This window comes from Lachnospira intestinalis (assembly GCF_040095895.1).
GTDB classification, from domain to species: domain Bacteria; phylum Bacillota; class Clostridia; order Lachnospirales; family Lachnospiraceae; genus Lachnospira; species Lachnospira intestinalis.
Genome location: NZ_JBBMFS010000017.1, coordinates 16694 through 37757, shown reverse-complemented (window position 1 = coordinate 37757; position 21064 = coordinate 16694). Strand labels below are relative to the sequence as shown.

17 protein-coding genes are annotated in these 21064 nt (G+C 40.6%); 2 read left to right on the top strand and 15 right to left on the bottom strand.

Features of this window, described 5'->3' with window-relative positions; all coding sequences use genetic code 11:
- Positions 1–139: 139 nt before the first annotated feature.
- The 4 genes from WMO37_RS14035 to WMO37_RS14020 form a co-directional block, all read right to left on the bottom strand.
- Positions 140–2302 carry a glycoside hydrolase family 31 protein gene (locus WMO37_RS14035; protein WP_349155317.1) on the bottom strand — a complete coding sequence of 721 codons (2163 nt, stop codon included), beginning with the start codon at positions 2300–2302 and terminating at the stop codon, positions 140–142.
- 796 nt (positions 2303–3098) lie between these two features.
- Positions 3099–3440, bottom strand: a complete 342-nt coding sequence (locus tag WMO37_RS14030; RefSeq protein WP_349155316.1) for a DUF5640 domain-containing protein — start codon at positions 3438–3440, stop codon at positions 3099–3101.
- Positions 3441–3583: 143 nt separating this feature from the next.
- Positions 3584–5287, bottom strand: coding sequence for a hypothetical protein (locus WMO37_RS14025; RefSeq protein ID WP_349155315.1), 1704 nt, complete (start codon positions 5285–5287; stop codon positions 3584–3586).
- 48 nt (positions 5288–5335) lie between these two features.
- Entirely contained in the window at positions 5336–7813 is a 2478-nt protein-coding gene (locus tag WMO37_RS14020) for an autotransporter outer membrane beta-barrel domain-containing protein (protein WP_349155314.1), read from the bottom strand.
- Between the two features lie 116 nt (positions 7814–7929).
- Here WMO37_RS14020 and WMO37_RS14015 point away from each other — a divergent pair, with 116 nt between their 5' ends.
- A complete protein-coding gene (locus tag WMO37_RS14015; RefSeq protein WP_349155313.1) occupies positions 7930–8727 on the top strand; it encodes a MerR family transcriptional regulator in 798 nt (265 codons plus the stop codon).
- A 590-nt stretch (positions 8728–9317) separates the two neighbouring features.
- On the opposite strand, the gene WMO37_RS14010 is transcribed toward WMO37_RS14015, so the two are convergent.
- The 3 genes from WMO37_RS14010 to WMO37_RS14000 form a co-directional block, all read right to left on the bottom strand.
- On the bottom strand, positions 9318–10100 hold the full coding sequence (locus WMO37_RS14010; protein WP_349155312.1) for a hypothetical protein: 783 nt from the start codon (positions 10098–10100) through the stop codon (positions 9318–9320).
- 385 nt (positions 10101–10485) lie between these two features.
- Positions 10486–11475, bottom strand: coding sequence for a choloylglycine hydrolase (gene bsh / locus WMO37_RS14005; RefSeq protein ID WP_227090105.1), 990 nt, complete (start codon positions 11473–11475; stop codon positions 10486–10488).
- A 21-nt stretch (positions 11476–11496) separates the two neighbouring features.
- Positions 11497–11688 carry a phospholipase D-like domain-containing protein gene (locus tag WMO37_RS14000; protein ID WP_320055232.1) on the bottom strand — a complete coding sequence of 64 codons (192 nt, stop codon included), beginning with the start codon at positions 11686–11688 and terminating at the stop codon, positions 11497–11499.
- Positions 11689–11839: 151 nt separating this feature from the next.
- Here WMO37_RS14000 and WMO37_RS13995 point away from each other — a divergent pair, with 151 nt between their 5' ends.
- Entirely contained in the window at positions 11840–12178 is a 339-nt protein-coding gene (locus WMO37_RS13995; protein WP_349155311.1) for a hypothetical protein, read from the top strand.
- A 207-nt stretch (positions 12179–12385) separates the two neighbouring features.
- On the opposite strand, the gene WMO37_RS13990 is transcribed toward WMO37_RS13995, so the two are convergent.
- The 8 genes from WMO37_RS13990 to cls form a co-directional block, all read right to left on the bottom strand.
- Complete coding sequence (locus WMO37_RS13990; RefSeq protein ID WP_349155310.1) at positions 12386–12958, bottom strand: CDP-alcohol phosphatidyltransferase family protein; 573 nt, start codon at positions 12956–12958, stop codon at positions 12386–12388.
- Positions 12948–14012 (bottom strand): FUSC family protein, encoded by a 1065-nt coding sequence (locus WMO37_RS13985; protein ID WP_349155309.1) that lies wholly within the window; start codon positions 14010–14012, stop codon positions 12948–12950. Before WMO37_RS13985 ends, WMO37_RS13990 begins: the two co-directional genes overlap by 11 nt.
- Before the next feature lie 31 nt (positions 14013–14043).
- Positions 14044–15087 (bottom strand): HAMP domain-containing sensor histidine kinase, encoded by a 1044-nt coding sequence (locus WMO37_RS13980; protein ID WP_349155308.1) that lies wholly within the window; start codon positions 15085–15087, stop codon positions 14044–14046.
- A complete protein-coding gene (locus tag WMO37_RS13975; RefSeq protein WP_003698938.1) occupies positions 15087–15758 on the bottom strand; it encodes a response regulator transcription factor in 672 nt (223 codons plus the stop codon). The genes WMO37_RS13980 and WMO37_RS13975 overlap by 1 nt, the downstream gene beginning before the upstream one ends.
- An 18-nt stretch (positions 15759–15776) precedes the next feature.
- The gene (locus WMO37_RS13970) at positions 15777–17210 is read right to left on the bottom strand and encodes a phospholipase D family protein (protein WP_349155307.1); all 1434 of its coding nucleotides are present in this window, start codon (positions 17208–17210) and stop codon (positions 15777–15779) included.
- 174 nt (positions 17211–17384) lie between these two features.
- The gene (locus WMO37_RS13965) at positions 17385–17810 is read right to left on the bottom strand and encodes a MarR family winged helix-turn-helix transcriptional regulator (protein ID WP_349155306.1); all 426 of its coding nucleotides are present in this window, start codon (positions 17808–17810) and stop codon (positions 17385–17387) included.
- A gap of 1 nt (position 17811) precedes the next feature.
- The gene (locus tag WMO37_RS13960; RefSeq protein WP_349155305.1) at positions 17812–19176 is read right to left on the bottom strand and encodes a citrate/2-methylcitrate synthase; all 1365 of its coding nucleotides are present in this window, start codon (positions 19174–19176) and stop codon (positions 17812–17814) included.
- 254 nt (positions 19177–19430) lie between these two features.
- Complete coding sequence (cls, locus tag WMO37_RS13955) at positions 19431–20990, bottom strand: cardiolipin synthase (RefSeq protein WP_118584012.1); 1560 nt, start codon at positions 20988–20990, stop codon at positions 19431–19433.
- Positions 20991–21064: the final 74 nt, after the last annotated feature.

The following is a 21064-nucleotide window of genomic DNA, read 5'->3' as shown; positions in this document are numbered from 1 at the left end:
AACATGTAATATAACCATGTGGTCTGCATGTTGGATAACTCTTATCCAAATCTTTTTTTACTATAATATATCATTTTTTAATGTCAACAGAAAAATAAAATTTTACTCAGATTTCACTTTATTTTTGCATTATTATACATTATCTCAAAAGATATTCTATAATTGCAGCTGTAACTTTATCATTAAGTTTCATAGACATAATGTTTGATATAATAACATTTTTGTTCTCACCGGATGTAAATAATCTGTAAATACTTCTCTTGTCATTATTATCCATCTGTGCCTGCAGAAGAAAATCATATATTTTATCATTAACATTTTCACCGTTGTATACAGGATTGTTTTCTTCATTATCAGCAAATATTTCAAGCTCTGACGCACCATCACAGTTACATGTAACTGTCCATGTATTTGTTTTTATATCGTATTTGGCATTATCTGCATTTTCAAATCTTATACCACGTGCAAATCCTCTTAATATAAAACGGTACTTTCTGTTTCGTGGAATTACCGATAAGTCACCGCTTACATCTATGCTTATTTTTGCCTTATCTTCATTCCAGTCGAGCACAAACTCTGTCAAAGCATATTCGCCTTTTTCGTAGTCAAATCCATCTCCAGAATCTTCGTACATAACAAATGTATTTGATGCACCTGGACATATAACCACATCAACTTTTTTCGGATTAATAATATCATTACTGCCACATTCCGAAGCAAGCGGTATTATTGCACCTGCACGTCCAAGCACAGGAATACTTTGAAGATTTCTACATAAAATCTGACTTTTTCCATTTTTACCGCCATTGTATACATCACCGGTAAATATATCTGTCCATATTCCGGCTGGTATAAAACATTCCTCACCGCTTTTTTGTGAATCTTCATCAATCTTTGTTGTAACAGGACACACAAGCATTTCACTACCAAGAAAATATTGATTTTTATAACTATATGCTTTCTCCTCAAATGGATAATAATAATACATTGGTATTATTACAGGAATATGCTCGCAATGACATCTGTAATTAAGTGTGTACATATATGGAATAAGTGCATGCCTGAATCTTAAAATCTTTTCCATATCACTGCAGTATGGCTCAGGATAATTCCATGGTTCTTTTCCACAGAACGGATTAGAGCTGCTGTGAAGCCTGTTTATCGGTGAAAACACACCAAACTGATACCATCTTAATGCAAGCTCGTTGTCTTTATATCCGTTCATATGACCGCCTATATCATGACTCCACCACGTATATCCCACATTTGATGCCGTTGCTGTAAAATAAGGCTGAAATTCAAGCGATTTCCATGTAACTATCGTATCTCCAGAAAATCCTATCGGATACCTATGGCTTCCAAGTCCGCCATACCTCGAAAGAATAAGTCCTCTTCTGCCTCTTTTTTCCATATCTTTAAAATGAAAATAATTAAGCATCCATAATGGGTCAATTCCGCTTGCTCCTCCGTTGTTGCCCTGTTGCCAGTCTATCCACCAGAAATCAACTCCAGCATTTTCATGTGGATGATGTACAAACTTAAAATACGCCTCAACAAACTCTTTGTTAGTCATATCAAACTCTATAGTTTTTTTACTGTCAGGATTAATTCCTAGATACTCTGCCATATCTTTATACATTTTTTCAAAATTCCGGATACCTGATGCCGGATGGACATTCAGTGTTACATGATAATTATGTTCATGCAGCCATGACAAAAATCTTTCCGGATTCGGAAATAAATCATTATTCCATGTATATCCTGTCCATCCGCCACCAGATTCCATCGGCACATCGACTATATGCCAGTCCATATCCATAACAGCAACGGAAAATGGTATATTTCTTTTTTCAAATTCCGTCAGTAGCTCAATGTAACTTTCTTCACTGTATTTCCAATACCTGCTCCACCAGTTTCCAAGAGCGTATCTTGGAAGAAGCGGAACAGCCCCCGATAATTTATAAAAATCACGCAGACACGCAAAATAATCACGCCCATATGCAAGATAATAAACATCAATCTCTTCATGTTTCCTTTTTGATGGCATATTTTCTTCATCAAACACAAACGATTTGCTGTCATCAAAAAACGTCCTTCCACTCTTATCCATAAGCCCGTATTCAAGTTCAACTTCCCCGTCAGCCCTGTCAAGAGTTCTCATTGTGCCTTTGAGATTATGCTCCCGAGGCGGAAAACTATACGTCTTTGCACCAAAATACCACCTTCCACCGTAATTGGTAAAATCATATTTTACATCTATAAAAAGTCCTTCTTCACTAAATTTCTTTTTATCGTATATCATATGAAATGCTTCTGTCTCTATCTCAAGGCGGTCGTCACTTTGTGTCACTGAATATTCCGGTACCGGAAATTCCCTGTTAAGCACAGTCTGCGTCTGTAAATCTTCAAACACACCAGTCTCTGAATATTCCATTCTCATCATAAACGGCGTAAGCACCGAAAAACGATATTTTCCCCCCTGAACAATACATGCTTTGTTACAACAACTTTTAGCCATTTTTTCCTCCGTTATTAAAATAATCTTTACTTGAAGATTAACACCGTCAGTTATCTTTGTCTACGTAAATAAAAATCAAAAATGCAAATAATACAGAAAAAAAGCTCCAAAACCCTATCAATTTTAAAATCATTTCAGGGTTCTGGAACTCTCTTCTATAAATTATTTGTATTCTACATAGTCAACAGTAACATAACAATTGCTTATTTTATGGCCGACTGCGGCGATTCCCCCTGAATACTTTGCTCCTTTTACATAACCTTCAAAAGAACAGTTTTTCAAGGGATTTTTCCGCCAAGGGGCAACTGCTCCCATTCGGTGACAGGTGCCACCTGTCACGGTGGAAGGAGAAAGTGAACTACCCAACTGAAAAGATATATCAGCAGAAAAGAAAAACAGTAATGTTCCATTAAGCCGCAGCAAACAGCTTGTTATCAAAAGGCAACGGCGAAATCACATTCACCGCCGCTGCCTTTTTTCTTTCTGCTGTGAAAGAGTTAAATCAAATTATTTTTTTACCGCTTGTGCTGTTTTTTTGACCGTTTGTTCCGTTTGAAGGCTCCTTTGGTTATTTGCTCATTTACTCTTTGTTAAGTTTGTAGCTACCGCCATCGGTTCCTGTACCGCCGATAAGTGTTAAGGCGGTTCCGTTTACCGAAAAGGTATAATCGCAATCGCGGACAATATCCTCTGTAAAATCGAGGATGAGCTTTTTACCCTTGACGGTGTAGGCATAAGAATATGTCACATCATCGGCAAGTAATTTGCCTGTACCGTCCTTTTCAAAAACATATTGCGTATGCTCATCATATCTCCATGTGCCGACCAATTCATTTGATTTTTTACCGAATTGGGCAATAATTAAAATTACAGCTGCCGCAACAGTGATTATTATCGCCGCCGAAAGCATTGCTTTCTTCATGGTATTACGCTTTTTTTACGCCGCTTATTCAGCGCAGCAAGCTTGCTGCCGTAGGCTTTATATAAATATTCTTTTGCCATAAAAACCCTCTCCATATAAAATTGCAGCGGCAGCGTATAGTTACGTTGCCGCCGCAATTCTTTTTATTTTGCTCGCTTTTTCTTTGATACTACGGTAGTGAAACCGAGAACAGCAAGTGAGAGCACCGCCGCAAAGCTCCAGACGGCAACCATGTTGTCATCTCCTGTTTTGGGAGATTCGTTCGGAATCTCGGACGCTTTCACCGTGAACTTTGCAGTTGCCGTTCCGCTTTCCGAAACGATTCCGAGCGTATGCTCACCGACGGAAAGTGTAGAAACAAAATTGTTATTCAAGGTAACTATAATGCTGCCTTCTGCCTTTGTATAATCCTTTTCATCAAGAGTTTTGCCGTCAAGCTCTACACGAATGAAATCGGCAAATGCCGCATTGGAACGGAATGTCAAGGATTTCTTCTCTCCGTTGTTTACGGTAGCATTATTGCCTTCTATAATCTCAGGAGGAAGCTTTTTAATAACGGTTTCGATGAGAGAAATCTCTTTTGTGCCGGCTACATCCGCAAAATATTTACCGCAGTTTTCGCAATAATAATACTTTATATTGCCTTGCTCCGTTACGGCAGCATCCTTTGCCTCTACTAACGTAAGTTTATGCTCAAGCATGGCAATTTCCGAACCGGTTGCAATTTTCTTATTACAATCGGTACACCATTTGTCACCGGTGTAGCCCTTTTCCTGCTCGGTAGCGGGCTTTGCATCCCGAATTTCGGTATGCTTGTGATTGGCTACGTCTACATCACCGTACTGCGCCTTGCAAACCTCACAAACTGCCTTACTTACACAAGTAGCCTCACCACCGCTGTGTGCCGCTTTGTCTATAACATTTCCGCAGCCGACAGTCTGACACTCCTTCCAATGATCGTGTTCATTGGTAGTCCAGACAGATGCGGGATTATGAGCATTCTTCGCAATGGACTGTCCGTCTGCGATTTTCTCATTACAATCGCTGCAATAAGTATCGCCGGTATAGCCCTCCTCAAAGCAGGTGGCTTCCTTTTGGTTCTTTAGATATGTTGTGCCCTTATGATTGTTTGCGTCAAGCGGTCCGTAAGAATGTCCGCATTCAGAGCATTCGGCCGGGGATTTGCAGGTTGCCTCACCGCCGTTGTGCGCCGTAATATCAAACTTTGTGCCGAAATAACAGGTATGCCAATGATTTGTGCCGTCGGATTCCCACTTGCCGTCAACATCGGTATGATTGCCGGTTGAGGAAATTTCACTGCCTGATTCGATTTTAGTATTACAGTCGGTGCACCATTTGTCGCCGGTATAGCCGGCTTCACAGCAAGTGGGATCGGTTGCGCCGCGAATTTCGGTGTTCTTGTGGTTGGTTGCGTCTACATCACCGTACTCAATCTTGCATACCTCGCAGATAGCCTTGTTCACACAGGTGGCTTCTCCACCGGAATGATGTGCTTTATCAATGATATTGCCGCAGCCGACTGTCTGACACTCTTTCCAGTGATCGGTTTCATCCGTTGTCCAAACCGACGCAGGGTTATGAGCGTTTTTCGCAATAGATGTTCCTCTTTCTATCTCATGATTGCAGGTAGAGCAATAAGTATCGCCGGTATAGCCTTCTGCGTAGCAGGTGGCTTCCTTTTGTCCCACTAAATATGTATTGCCGATATGATTTGAAAAATCCTTCTCACCGTATTCAAATGTCTCGGAGGATTTTTCATCACAAACAAGGCAGCTTTTGTAATATACTGCGGGGCTTTGGCAGGTCGCAGCCGATTTAAGATACATTTTGCTAACCGTTTCGGTAAACTTATGGTTGCCAAGCTCACCGTATTCCTACCCGCATCCATCACAAACCGCTTTTTTCTGGCAAGTCGCATTGCCGCCGGAATGTGTGTGTGCCTTGACTGTCAGCGCGGCAGAAACGGCGCTTGCTAAGTAGTTGTCGGTTTCCTTGTAGCGCACATAGTAGGTAGCGGGGGCGACCCTGGTGCTACCATTGTCGCAAGTGATCCAGCCGGTGGTGGCATTGGCAGAAATGTTATACTCCATGTCCTCGGCGGTGTTCTTAATCTCTCCGGTGCCGCTGTTCTTAATATCCCCTTTGGTTGTCAGACCGGTAGGAGCCGTCTGCGTAGCCTTATCAATGATATAGGTCACACTGACAGTGACATTGCCAAGGGTAATGCCGGCCGTGTATGTGCCCGCATTCACAGGGGCAGCCGACAGTGCATTGCCGTCCTTGACCGCATACGCGACGGATGGGGCTTTGCCGAACCAGCCTACACTTTCTACTTTCGCATTTTCATCTTTTCCATCGTTAAATTTTGTTTTTTCGGGTTTCTGAATGGTCACGCTGCCGCCGCTGAAATCGTTACCGTTATTATTCGAACAATTTTTGCAGGTTGCGGTAATGGTATCACCGCTTGCGGCGTAAGTCCAGTTATGCACATGGGTAACCATTTTCAGTTCACTGCCGTTCAACTTGGCCACATATCCGTCGGTATCGGAGATGAAGTAGTCGGATGGGGTTTTGTCACTCATATTGTCATTCCAGCCGGAGGTGAACGGGTAATCGCCATAGTCTCCGCTCACAGTCACGCCGAGCTGCGCACCCTCGGACAATTTGTCGGTGCCAATGGTGATGGTCTTGCCGGTGGAAAGATAGACATTGTTCTTCGTGTCGCCAGTGAACTTGCCGTCTGCGCCCTTTGTGCCGCCCTTGGTATTGTCGGTGACGGTCACCTCGCCGCTGACGGTGAAGATACCGCTGCCCACACACACGCCGCCGCCGAAGGTTGATATGTAATCAGATTTGTATGCATTGTTGCCGGTGATGCTGCCGCCGGTCATCTTGAATTCATTGACCGTATACACGCCGCCGCCATAGGCGGCATTGTTGCCGGTGATGCTGCCGTCGGTCATAGTGAAGGTACCGTTGCCCACACACACGCCGCCGCCGAAGGTTGATATGTAATCAGATTTGTATGCATTGTTGCCGGTGATGCTGCCACCCTTCATGGTGAAAGTGGCGCTGGCGTAGTTTATATTCACGCCGCCACCGTAGGAGTCGGCTTTGTTGTTGGTGATGCAGGAACTGCCAGACATCTCGAAGCTGCCGTTTTTGCTAACACACACGCCGCCGCCATAGGCGGCATTGTTGCCGGTGATGCTGCCGCCGGTCATCTCGAAGGTGCTGCTGCTGCCAATTACATACACGCCGCCGCCGTTTTCGGTGGCATTATTGCCGGTGATGGAGGGGATGTTTTGGCCGTCGGCGGACGCGGACATGGTGAATTTTCCGCAGTCCACACACACGCCGCCGCCTCTGTCGGCGGTGTTGGCATCATTCTCATTCGTGCCGCCGATGCTGCCACCGGTCATCTTGAAGGTGCTGCTGCTGCCGACTACATACACGCCGCCGCCGTTTTCGGTGGCATTATTGCCGGTGATGGAGGGGATGTTTTGGCCGTCGGCGGACGCGGACATGGTGAAGCTACCTTTGCCGGTCACATACACGCCGCCGCCTCTGTTGGTTTCGTTGCCGGTGATGCTGCCGCCGGTCATCTCGAAGTTGGCCTTCGCATATACGCCGCCGCCGCCATAGGTGGCCGTGTTGGTCTCACCCGTTTTCGTGCCGCCGATGGTGCCGCCGGACATGGTGAATCCGCCGCCGTCCACATACACGCCGCCGCCATAGCTGTTGGCGGTGTTGCCGGTAATGCTGCCGCCGTACATATTGAATGATGAATTGCTGCCGCTCTTATACACGCCGCCGCCATCGCCGGTGGCACGATTGCCGGTGATGCTGCCGCCGTACATATTGAAGGTGCCGGAACTCACATACACGCCTCTGCCGGTCTTGCTGCTTGCATGGGTGATCGTGCCGACGCCCTTGCAGTCGGTGAGGGTGAAGCTGCCGCCGGTCATATAGATGGCATCCATTCCGTCTGCGGCCGTGATTTTGTGCCCGTTGAGACAGAGGGTGACATTGTTCTCAATCTTAATGGTATACTCCGGGCTAATGTCACTGCCGAGGTAGTAAGTGCCAGTAGGAAGTATGTAGAATGTATCGTTACTGCCTTTTGTCGGTGCCCAGGATTTGTCGCCTATTTTCAGCGTGTTGCCTTCCTGCTTAATCTCCTTTTCAAATGTGGTCTTGTAGGTTTCGTTTTCGTGACCGCTGCCGTTACAGGTGCTGCCCCCGCAAAGGTAGTGGGTGTGCCCGGTTGTTGTTTCCGCCCACACCGTGGCCGGAACTAAACCAAACACCATGCACAAGCATAGAAATACACTTAATAATCTTTTCTTCATAGCGGTATTCTCCTTTTTGCATTGAACTTGCATTATTCTTTCTTCTACGATATATTATATTGTAAATCGTACCTTAGGGGACGAGTCAATAACTTTTACAGAAATTTGGTGAAATAATGATGAAAAAACACGATAACAGCCTATTTCAAATCGGAGAAGTTACAAAAATACTCGGAGTCACCCGCAAGGCACTGCTTGTATACGAAAATATGGGACTTCTGACACCGGCGGTAAAGGACGAAACCAACGGCTTTCGCTATTATTCGGCAGACAACATGACGCAGATCCGCTCTATCCGTTCGCTACAGGCGCTCGGTCTTTCCTTAAAGGAGGTAGCGGAATATTACTACGACACCGAAAATATGGATAAGCTTTTAGATAAGCTTTATGAGCTGCGGAAAATGCTGGACAGAAATATTCAGATGCTTCAGGTGCGTTCGGCAAAGCAAGGCGATTTCACAGTGCATAAAACCGTTCTGCCGCGTCAGGTGTGCTTTTGTCGGGAATATCGGTGTAAAGATGTTGCCGAGGCAGCTATTAAACTGCGGGACACCTACATTGCCGCCGCCAGAACCGGAAAAATGTCCATGGTGGCACGTATGTTCACCGTGCGCATGACGGATGACCTGGGTATTCTTGATTTGATGTGCTGTATTCCGGTGGACGAGAGCTTTGACGGGGTCGAGCGCATGGAATTTGACGAAACGCACGCCTTGTGCATCTACTACCGCGGACCGTATGAAGGAACTGCCGAAGCCATGCGGGTGCTGATGGAACATGTGAGCAAAAACGGCATTAAACCCGCAGGACGGTTACGCTCCGTTTATTTAGAGGGACCACCCAACCGAGGCGATAACAGTGCCGATTATATTACTCAAATCGCTGTGCCGATTAAGAAATTCGAGAAGGTGTAATTGCCGGCTGACAATGCCGTAATAACAGTCAAATATGAAATCACAACAAGCAATCCTGATAAGGAGAAGCCTTGTCATCTAAACAAGGTTCTCGGCAGAAATAAACTATCCTTTTTAAGCACAGCGGATATTCATTCGCTGTGCTTTTTTGGCCTAATCCCGCCATGTGTAAGCATTCGGCGCCTGAAACAGACAAAATTTGCTCCATTCTACCTAACCCGACAAATTTTTTACCGAATGCAATGTATACTGTGTATATCAAACTTATGCGCTCTTCACAGTTGCTCTTGCATCGGATAGAATAAAATCAATGAATCCCCCATACAGCGAGGTAGTTATGAAAACAAGGAGATGTCCCTAACAACCGTGTACACTTTCAAAACATAAGGCACACAGCCGTCATAACAAGACGGTTTTTCTGTCTGCGTCCGCAAGCGGTCGTACTATGCCACAAAGCATAGTGCGGCCGTTTTTTGTTTCTCGCGAACAAATAAATCCATACAGGAGGTGACCCCGATGTATCTTCCGGAAAAAGAATTCGAAGAAATGCAAAATAACGCTCTGCCATAGGTACGGCGCCCTGCCGTTCCTTAACAACAAGGTGAAACGATGGGAAAATACATAGGAAAGACACAGGTGTTGAAATAGCAAAGGCTGTTTGCAAAAAGCACCTTGCTACGCAACAAAAACACCTCTCTTTTTTTGACCCTCGCGGTCGACAAAATTCCAAAACAAACTGTAAAAACGCCGACAAACACTACCTTATAGTCAGCCGGTCCAATAGGAAAACCTGCAACAATGCCTCCTGCGTTGCCATCCGTTGATATGAATACCGAATTCTTAATCTGCAGATTCTTTATCGTTCCATAATTATATAACGCGAAACCCTGCGGTCCGCTTCCGTTCGCATACAGTCCACTGATAGAATGATTGTTACCATCAAATACAAGCTTTTGGTTATTGTATGGATATCCAGATGTTCTGAACACCTCGTCCCACATCCTAATGTCATCCATCTTCGCAACAGGAGTACCATCCTCCTGAATCAATGTTCCTTCATTTACTACGATATCTGCTGTATGCCTTGCACCCTTTGTATAAACTGTCTGTGCATTATCTGCGTAGGCATATAGTTGTCCGGCATTACTGATCTCGTAGACTCCATCTGTTTCATTGTAATGTGGTTTTTCATAATAATCACATCCGGCATTGGTACAGAAGCCATTCTTGACATTGTGATGTGCCTCGCTTGCATCATTGGTATATCCGGTACACCCCTTATAAACCTTATACTTGTCAGATGCACAGGGATTTGGGAGCGAATTTTCCGAAGATAAATTCTGTCCCCATGTAGCAGATGACTGATTTAACAAATACGCAGCCTCACCATTATAAAAGGATTCCTTGGGTAAAAAGGTTTCTCCATCAAATGAGTGATCCCCAAAAAAATGTTGTACTAGTATCAGAGCACTCATAGCAAGAACTCCAAGACATCGTATCATTCGAATAGTTTCAAAAGGTAGAAGAATTTGCATACGTTGATTATAATCATGTTCGTCCACACAGTTATAATGGTTATCGAACCCCATATGAAGCAAGGACGGCAGCATAAATTGATAAGCGCTATTTTTTAGTCACAAGTGTTACAAAAAAGCTTGACCACAACATAATATGCCAGTGGTTTTTTCGGTGTTTTAACTTCTTTCATGGTCTTTCCTCCTGTTGTTCTGCGTTATGCTTTCTCCGTGCATTTTCGTATTATTTATTCTGCCATCTGACTTCGCCCTTGGACAGAAGCGGATAACAGATCAGCTGATCTGAATCCAGATTTTCCGCATGCATGTCAACCGCTGTGATCTGACGATTATCATAAGTCGTATAATAATAAATACCTTTTGCTGTATTACAACAGGACGTGTATATCGTGATCTCATATTTGCCTTCTGTCACCTCACAGCATCCACGCTGCTGATCTACGGATCCTAAGATATGGAAGAACTGGCTTACACTCTCATCCTCTTCTTCACCGGAGATCGAATTTAATTTTGTAAAGGCAACTTTCACAAATCTTGACTGGCTGGAAAGATCTCCAGGTATTCCCATTCCACCCATTCCTCTGCTATATGCATCAAGCTGTAATACTCCTGCAAAAGTACTCTCCGGCTGTTTTCTGGATACTCCGGCATAATTATTCAGTGCAAACATCTGACTCGGGAATGGTGGATTATTGGTAAGCACTCCTACCGGATTATCATATACATGCAGCCCATCTTTCATAGACTCAACAACGATACAGGAGTCTTTGTCTGCAATGATCCAGTGAAGCTGTGCTGTCGGCAGCTGTTCACTGAATGCTGTACCTGTCAGTCTCATTGCTGCCAGCTTCTCTCTCGCCTCTGCTACAGTAGCACACTGTGTAAGGATCCATGGGATGAACTCGAACTGTGCCACCTGGCTGACTTCTGTTTCATCTTCCGGCAAAGCCTCTTCATATGCCGCATTGCCGACAAAATTAAGACCTGCCATTCCAAGGCCTTTTTCATTAACAGCATCATAATAAAGCGGATAACCTTCTGCAACAAATGCCATTCCGATCAAAGCATAATGGCTTTTTATCTTCCCGGCAAACCGGAAATCAAATTCGTAATTTCTTGGCGTTATCGTGATCTGTTCCCCATAGGAAAATTCATAATCAAGCGTTCTGCCCATATAAAAATCTTTTGTTTTGTAAGTTGCTGCTGTACACATATCGAACACCTCTTCTTTCTGCTATAATAGTCCTGCAAACAATCTCATAAACAACTGTCCGAGCCGTAAATATGCACTCCGTCCTGTGCGGTACTTTTCGGTCACTTCCCTGCATTCATTCATGGTTGTTCCCAGATCATCTCTTATATCCAAAACTGTCTGACTATCCGCCATAAAACAACCATTTTCAAAGTGGTGATAAAGCAATGCCATTCAGTTAAGCATCATTTTAGTGGTTTTCTGTCATAGAAAGCCACTGTTTTTATGCCTAAAAACTTTAAAAATATTACAAAAAACAGTTGACAAGTAAGCCAATATATGTTGCGCAAGCCTTGATTATAAACATATTTCAAGGAGACTCATTATGGCTGATTTTTTCTTATCTAATTTAAAATCCACACTCGACAACTGCATCACAGAACTCGATGATATTCACTCCATGTTCTGCCGTAATCCGGAAAGTGATTTTACCAGGAACCGCAAACTTTCTTTCCGCGAGTATATTCAGTTTATGCTCCAGATGCAGAGTAAATCCGTTTCAAATGCAGTAAACATATGCAGAGCATATCTCAAACACGATGGTAACGAAACAGAGTCCATGCTTCTCATACAAAAGTATCTGACACCTGTCAAGTACAATCGAAAATATCCTATCCACCTCCGTCCAAAGAGAAATAGGGATTTCATGTATCAGGTTGCATAAATCTCGTTACCATTATACTGCATTATAAGGCAGATAAGCAATCTGTCTTTTTGTCATAAAAAACCTTATCTAAATGACATTGAATGATTTATTTTCTATCTAAAATTTTATTAAACCGAATAAAGACTCCATAGTTTGTGTGTTTGACTTACTGTTTATATCTATCTTCTCCTAAATATTTTTCTAGTCATTGCAATATAAAATTGCTTATACAGTCTCTCCCTTAAGAGTCCTGATATTCTGGATAATATACAGAGCGACCGATATGACCATCATTATAGCGCACAAACCAATCAACAGATCTGATACCATCGGTGTAATGTGGAACCATATAATATGCACCGCTGCAGTTCCATATAATAAAAAGGTTACTATCTTTCCATGCCAGTCTGCACCATGTACTTTTCCTGTCTTTCGTATCACAAGACATCCACTGACTACCATATACAGTTCCTTACCTGCCATTATTACGATTAAAAGAAGCATATGCGGAAAACGAGTAAACAGACAGATTAACATCGCTGCCTGTGTAAGCTTATCAGCCACCGGATCAAGTATTTTTCCTAAATTACTAATCCTATGGAATCTTCTTGCGATATATCCATCAGCAAGATCCGTAAGACCAGACAGCAATAAGATTTCACCAGCTAACAGAGGATTTTTCTTTACACAATAACTCCATATAATTACCGGAATCAGACAAAGCCGAAAAAAAGAAAGAAGATTAGGAACCGTAATAATTCTATTCAAATTTTCTTCCTGATTCACTTCACTCTGCATGTACGATCACATCACTTTCCTTTTTTTTAGACATAAACCAATAAAATATAACACAAAATGCTAAAGCAAACACAACACCAAAAACATTTTGAATCACTCTAAGACTAACCGCTCCTTGTAGTCCATAAGTCTCTGCAGCAATGGCTAAAGCACCAAATGTGTTAAATACTGCCTGCCAGCCATATTGTGCTGAAAATCCTACACCGATTCCACCAATAATTCCTATATATGCATAGATTGACGAAGGAAGCAGAAAATATAATACTGTAAAACATATAACACCTGCAATATTTCCGACAATCCTTTTACGGACTCTGTAGTGCATATCTTCCATAAATGGCAAAATCGCGGACATGGCCGCAATACCAGCCCACATTGCACGTGGCATATTACAAAGTTCTGCAATGCAAAGGACAATCGGTACGCATAAAATCTGACATATCTGCCATTTTGTTCTGGAAGAAGTGATATCAAATTCTTGTATCAGATCTTTCAGATTTCTTTTATAAGTTCTGTTTTTATGATTTCGATAAAATACGAAGCAGGTAAGTGCTGCACCTAAAGCCATTCCGACTAATCGCATCTGATAGCTTTTTCCCGTAACATCATAACCATATAGCAGCAGATACCCAAGAACCAATGTAGATTGATTAAACATGAATGGATTATGGCATCCGAACAGAATCAACACAGCCAGTGCCGCAATATTTAACAGCATTCCCAATACCGGTGAAAACTGATTTGCTAAATGCGGACATACAGTCATAATTACAAAGAACAAAGCCAAAAGCATCGTAGATTGTCCGGTGTGGATCCCCAGATCCGCATTCCGAAATACCATAAGGCATAATAAAACTACTACACCCACAATACTATTCTCATTTCCAAATAAGATACTGAAAATAGTAACAAATAAAAAACAAAATGCCATTGTAACAGCTATCTTTACCAAATATACCAGTATATGATATGATTTTTCTTTTACTGTTTCACTCTTTTTCAACAGATTTTTAGAACCTGCCTGATTTAACTGCAATTCCTGATAAAATGTCATGTAATTCCTCCTCTATCTGTTTTTCTTAAACTTATATGGCCTCATCTTTCTGTATTGGAAGCTCTACAACAAATCTGCATCCACCATATTCCCGGTTTTCTGCCTTGATTGTTCCTCCGGCACTATCTACGATCCGTTTCACAAGTGCAAGACCTAGGCCATTTCCTTCTGCTTTGTGAGAACCGTCTGCCTGATAAAATTTATCAAATATTCTGGATTTTACATCATCCTCTATTCCTGGTCCTTCATCTTCCAGAATGAACTTAACAGAATCCTGTTCTTGTTTCAGAAACATCGTAATTGTCCCCTTTGAAGGGCTGAACTTAATCGCATTATCCAAAAGATTTATCCAGATATGCATAAAAAGTCCTTCATTCCCAGTATATTTAACTTCCTCCAATTCTACCTGAAAACCAATTTCTTTTTCTGTCCATTTTGTTTCCAATGAAAGAAATGCCTGGCGGATCTGTTCATCCAGACGATATTCTGTTTTTTTCATTGGTATATTCTGATTCTCTAACTTGGATAACAGCAAAATATTACCAACCAATCCGGAAAGTCTTTGGGTGTTAAATAAGATTTTTTCTACATATTCCTCTTGATCCGGAGACAGTTCTTCTCCCTGAAGCAGCATTGTATACCCTTCAATGGCATTAATCGGGGTCTTAAACTCATGAGAAACATTAGATACAAAATCCATCTGCAGCACCTCTGTTGCACGAAGTTCTTTTGTCATAACGTTAAAACTTTGATAAGATTCTCCAACTTCTGCTATACGGCTGTTCGTTTCCAAATGCTGTTCAAAATCTCCCTGAGAAACTTCCTTCATTGCTTTACTAAGTCTGGTAATTGGTTCTAGTAACTTTGCATTAATAAAGGAAGTGATCAGCCCTGCAATCAATGTATTGAAAATCAAAAGCCAGCCAAGCACAGGTATGCTGCCCGGCAGATTAAAAAAATGATTCAAAAAAGCAAATAATAAAGCAGATATGACTGTTGAAAATACAAGTGCCAGCCAGATTGCACCAGTCAGACAGGATCGGATCCGCAATCCTTTTTCTTTCTTTTGTTCCATTATTTTTTCACCACCTTGTATCCAATTCCACGCATTGTTACGATTTCAAAATCAGGGTTATCTTTAAAACGCTCTCTGATTCTTCCTATATGTACCTCTATCGTATGTGGGTCTGCCTCCGTCTCGTATCCCCATACTTCATCCATCAACTGTTGTTTTGTAAATGTTCTGCCTGGCGAAGCTGCAAGCTTATATAAAAGCAGGAATTCTTTTTTAGGCAAAACAAGACTTTCCTTATCAGTTGTAACCGTCATTGCATCATAATCAAACTCTGTTGAACCGATCACAATTTTGTGTTCATTCAGTATCTGTGCACGGCGAAGCAGTGCTCCGACTCTTAAAACCATTTCATTCACATTTACCGGTTTTACCATATAATCGTCACTTCCCGAAAGAAATCCCTGGCGCATATCATCAAAGGAACCTTTCGCAGTGATCATAAGCACTGGTATCTGATATCCTGCTGAACGAAGTTCTGACACCAGTTCATAGCCATCCATAACCGGCATCATAATATCAGAAATGATCAGATCAATATATTCCTTATCCAATACTTCTAATGCCTGTGCTCCATCCGATGCACTTTTGACTTGATATCCATTCTTCTCAAGCACTTTTTGGAATAGCTGGCTTAATTCTTTATCATCTTCTACAATTAATATTTGAAACACGATCTTCTTCCTCCTTTATCAGAACAGATATCTTGCCCATCCAAGCAGATGCTGTACCAAAAGTATGTTTCTCTGACGCTTCTTTGTTAATTCAATTGGCTCTACATGATACGGATCACGATAGGTTCCATCTTCCAATACCTGTCGGGACACTCTTTCATATTCCATCATGCCCTCTTCCAACTGTTTATTAATCTCTTTACTGCGAATTACAAGCATCAGTTCCGTATCCAGATATGCACTTCTCATGTCCATATTAAAGGAACCGATTACAGACAGATCATCGTCAATCAGAATACTTTTTCCGTGGTATGAATAACCGCCTTCATATTCCCAGATATTAATTCCTGTACTTAAGATTCTATTTCTGTTTTTCGCATAATCGGCAGCCCCAAATGGATTCCCATTATTCGCAACTGAATTTGTCATGATAGAAAAATCTGAAACGTTCTCTGCAATCTCCTCCCATGTATTATACATCATATCATTACAAATAATATATGGCGTGTGGATCTTCACACGATTTTTTGCATTTTTCATCAATTCTCCCAACTGATACCACACTACTGGTTCTTTGGAACCTGTGTGAATAGGATTTGACACTAATGCAATCTTTTCTGTCTCAAAAGTTTCGTCCGTGTAATCGGTATCGCAGATTCTTTCCTTATTCTCTTCAAAATATTTCTGATAGCCGTTCTGCAGCTCTAAAACTGCGTTCTTTACAGATTTTCTATTTGCCAGTTTTTTATTGTCATGAAAATAACCACTGTCTTCTTGTTCCCATACCGTTTCAAAATACTCTAACAACTGGTTAACTGAATTTTCTTTCTCAGGTTCATCGCAAACCACTAACACGTCTCTGTCATAGTTCTTATGTCCCGGAAAATCACCCAGGAAATAATTGTATGTATTTCTTCCCCCAAGAATATATCTCTTTCCATCTGCAATCAAATATTTATCATGCATTCTCCCCATCATCTTCCATGGTTTCAACGGATTGGCCTTATTATACAGTTTAATTTCAACATTCTCATGGGAAGATAATCCATAGAAATACGGATTTCCTTCCATATCAATCCAGCTCTCCATTCCATCTACTAACAGACGAATATGTACACCTCTGTCTGCCGCATCATGCAGTGCTCCTAAGATCAATTTTCCACTTTCATCGGATTGAAATGCAAAAGTAGAAAGAATAATTTCCTTTTTTGCATTCTTAATCAAACGCACTCTTTGTAAAAGCGCTTCTGGATTCTTTTCTATGATTACTGCCCGTTCTGTATTTTCACTGCATTCGTTCCATGACCCATTTTTTGTTTCTTTTTTGGTTGTATTGGACACTTCCGGCTGCTTTTTATATGCAACGCAGATTCCGAGCAATTCATAAAAAGCCACACATAAAAAAATTGCCAGTATAACAAGAAGGATTTTACATATTTTATACTTTTTCATTGTACATCACCTGATTCCTTTTTATTTCATACTTATACAATACAAAGTCAATCTCAATTTAACCTCAACAAAATTTATTTTTCATAAAAAATATGACAGGCTTCTTTTTAAAGAAACAGTCATATTTTTATTCTAATATATGAAGGAGCTTTTCTTACTCCGTTGTATTAATCACTATTTTATTTCTTCCATAAGCTGTCGGATTTTTCTCAATGTACACCGCGTAACTGCCAGGTCATCTTCTTGTATATTCGATACGATTTTTTCATAAGCTTCTATCATTTTTTCTTTCTGACAATTGCTTAATTCAATTGCCTTGTTCGTCAAAACAAGGTACGTTCTTTCTTTTTTTTCATCTAATTTCCAGATAATATATCCTTTATTTTCAAGACTTTTTACCATCTTAGATGTTTCTGGAATCGATAATTTCATGTATTCTGCCACTTCTGAAAGATATACTCCTTCATGACAGTCTGATTTTTCAACACATTCCTTTATACTATAAAGGAACAAATAATCTGTTCTTTCGACAAATTCAAATATGCTTTCAACATTGATGCTCTTTAAAAAAAACTCCTCTGCACTGGTTCCTGCTCCCATATTATCGTTCCTCTCTTTCTATATATTCTTTTTTGCTGACTAGACTCTTATATGCCGGGCGAATGATCTTATCTGTAGTTATCAATTCTTCCAGGCGATGTGCACTCCAACCAGCAATTCTTGCTATCGCAAATAATGGCGTGTACAATTCTCTTGGAATATTCAACATGTCATACACAAAACCACTATAGAAATCTATATTAGGACTTACTCCTTTGAATATCTGACGCTGCTTTGCAATCAACTTAGGTGCAATCTTCTCAATATTGTTATAAAGGGTCATATCTTTCTCACGTCCTTTATCCCTTGCGAGTTGTTCTACAAAGCCTTTGAACACTCTTTCTCTCGGATCTGAAATAGAATATACAGCATGTCCCATTCCATAAATAAGTCCTTTCTGATCAAACGCCTCTTTCTTCAAAATCTTACTCAGATATGATGCAATTTCCTCTTCGTCTTCATAATCTTTCACATGACTTTTAATATCATCCATCATATTCATTACCATCAGATTTGCACCGCCATGTTTTTTTCCTTTTAAGGATGACATTGCTGCTGAAATAACAGAATAAGTATCTGAACCTGAAGATGTTACTACACGTGTAGTGAATGTAGAATTGTTACCACCACCATGTTCCATATGTAACAATAATGCTATATCCAGTACTCTTGCTTCCAGTTCTGTGAATTTTGTATCTGGTCTTAATAGGCGCAGGAAATTTTCAGCAATAGATAAATCTTTTTCAGGTCTATGAATATACATACTTTCGTTTTTTTCATAATGACAATAAGCATGGTATGCATATACTGCTAACATAGGAAATGCTGCGATCAACTGCATACTCTGCCTTAGCACATTCGGAATTTCAAGACTTTCTTTCTCCTTATCGTAAGAGCCCAATGTAAGAATACTTCGAGTCATAGAACCCATAATATCTGATGTAGGTGCTTTCATAATGACATCTCTGGTAAAGTTAGTCGGTAGTTCCATACAATCAGATAGTCTTCCCTGAAATTCCATTAACTGTGTATCATTTGGCAATTCTCCGAATAAAAGAAGATATGCTCCTTCTTCAAAGACAAACCTTTTTCCTTTACTTCCTGTTACTAAATCTTTTATATTATAACCACGATAAGATAACTCGCCATCACATGGACTCTTTACTCCATCACGATATTCAAAAGCTTTTATATCAGAAATATTTGTAAGCCCCGTCAACACACCTTGGCCTTTTTCATCTCGTAAGCCTCTTTTTACACCATACTCTGAATACAGATTCTTACTAATGCTATCATTTTGTTCACAAAAAATTGCTTGCTGTTTCATATAATTTTCCAAATTGCTCATTTGAATCGCTCCTTTCATTCTGTTACGAACTTACATACTATACTCAGATATTCTTGTTTCCAGAGCATTCAGCATTGTCTGTTCTTTTTCTTATTCTTATTCATTAGCAATACAATACAATGGAAAACTCAATTTAACCTCAACTAGGTTTGTTTTTTCATCCATGCAAAATCTTCTTTGTACAACAGACTGTTAGATATAGCAAAAACGGCCTTTCAAAAACAGTCAACTTCTAAATCAACTGTTTTTTGAAAGGTCGTTTCATCAGATTCTTATAGCAATCCAGCAAATAATCTCATAAATAATTGTCCCAGTCGCAAATATGCACTTCGTCCGGTTTGATATTGGTCTGTCACATCACGACATTCTCCCATCGTTCTTATCAGATCATTTTTTATTTCCACAACTGCCTGACAATCTGCCATAAAACAGCCGTTTTCAAAATGGTGATATAAACTTCGATAATCCAAATTAATTGTTCCACAAGTTGCCATACAGTCATCTGCCACACTCATTTTTGCATGACAGAAACCAGGAGTCCACTCATAAACACGAACACCATGTTTAACTAATCCATGATAAAAAGAACGCGTTATATTATAAATGAATTTTTTATCAGGGATACCAGGTGTGATAATTCTTACGTCTACCCCTCGCTTAGCAGCCAGACATAACGCATGCGTCATTTCATCTGTTATGATTAGATATGGAGTCATAAACCAACAATATTTTTCAGCTTTATTTATCATACTGATATAAACTTCTTCTCCTACCTGCTCATTATCCATAGGGCTGTCTGCATAAGGTTGAACAAACCCAGTTTGCTGTGCCGCATAATCATAGTGGAAAAGGTATTTACTAAAATCAGAATCATTAGCAGCCTTAGCACTTACTGCATTCCACATTTCCAAAAATGTCACCGTAAGCGACTGAACAGCATCTCCTTCTAAACGAATACCTGTATCTTTCCACTGTCCATACGGGTGTGTGTAATTAAAATATTCGTTTGCTAGATTATATCCACCTGTAAATCCGACTTTTCCATCAATAACTGTTATTTTTCTATGATCACGATTGTTCAAAAACAGATTTAAACCTGGCATAAACGGATTGAATACACGGCAATGAATTCCTATTGCCTCCATCTTTTTCACAAAATCTGTGTTAATAAAGCCTATAGAACCCATATCATCGTAGAATACTCTAACTTCCACACCTGCTTTTACTCGCTCTTCCAGAACATCTTGAATCTTATGCCATGCTTCAGCGTCTTCTATCGCATGATATTCCATAAAGATAAACTTCTGTGCTTTCTCCAAATCCTTAAGCTGTGCCTCTAATCCTTTCACTGCTTCATCAAAATACACAATATCCGTATTCTGATAGATTGGATACTGCGAATTTCTTTGTATGTAACTTGCTATATTTCCTGCTTTCGGAATTGTTTCTTTTATTCTGCTCAAACACTCCTGACTGTCCGGAAGCATTGGTAACAATTTGCTATCAATTTCTGCATATCGCTCACGCATTTTATGTGTGCCACCATTCAAACCAATCAACAAATACAGGCCTACACCCATAATTGGGAAGATTAGAATTAAGATGACCCAAGGCATTTTCATAGAAGAGGTCTTATCTGATGCGTACAATCCCAAAACCAAGATTCCACTCAAAATCCTTGTAAATAAATTTATAATTTCTGCATATTCATTCAAGCGTGTTACGATAGTAATAATAAAAATCACTTCCAGAAGAATGCAGACTATGGAAAAACACAGCCGTTTTACCCCATTTTTTGTTTTTGCTTTGCCCTCTAAAGTATCTTGTTTCATATATATTCCGCCTTCCTAATAAAATACTAATAATTTATTCTACTCAATCATTCTTTCATTAATATCTGCAACCT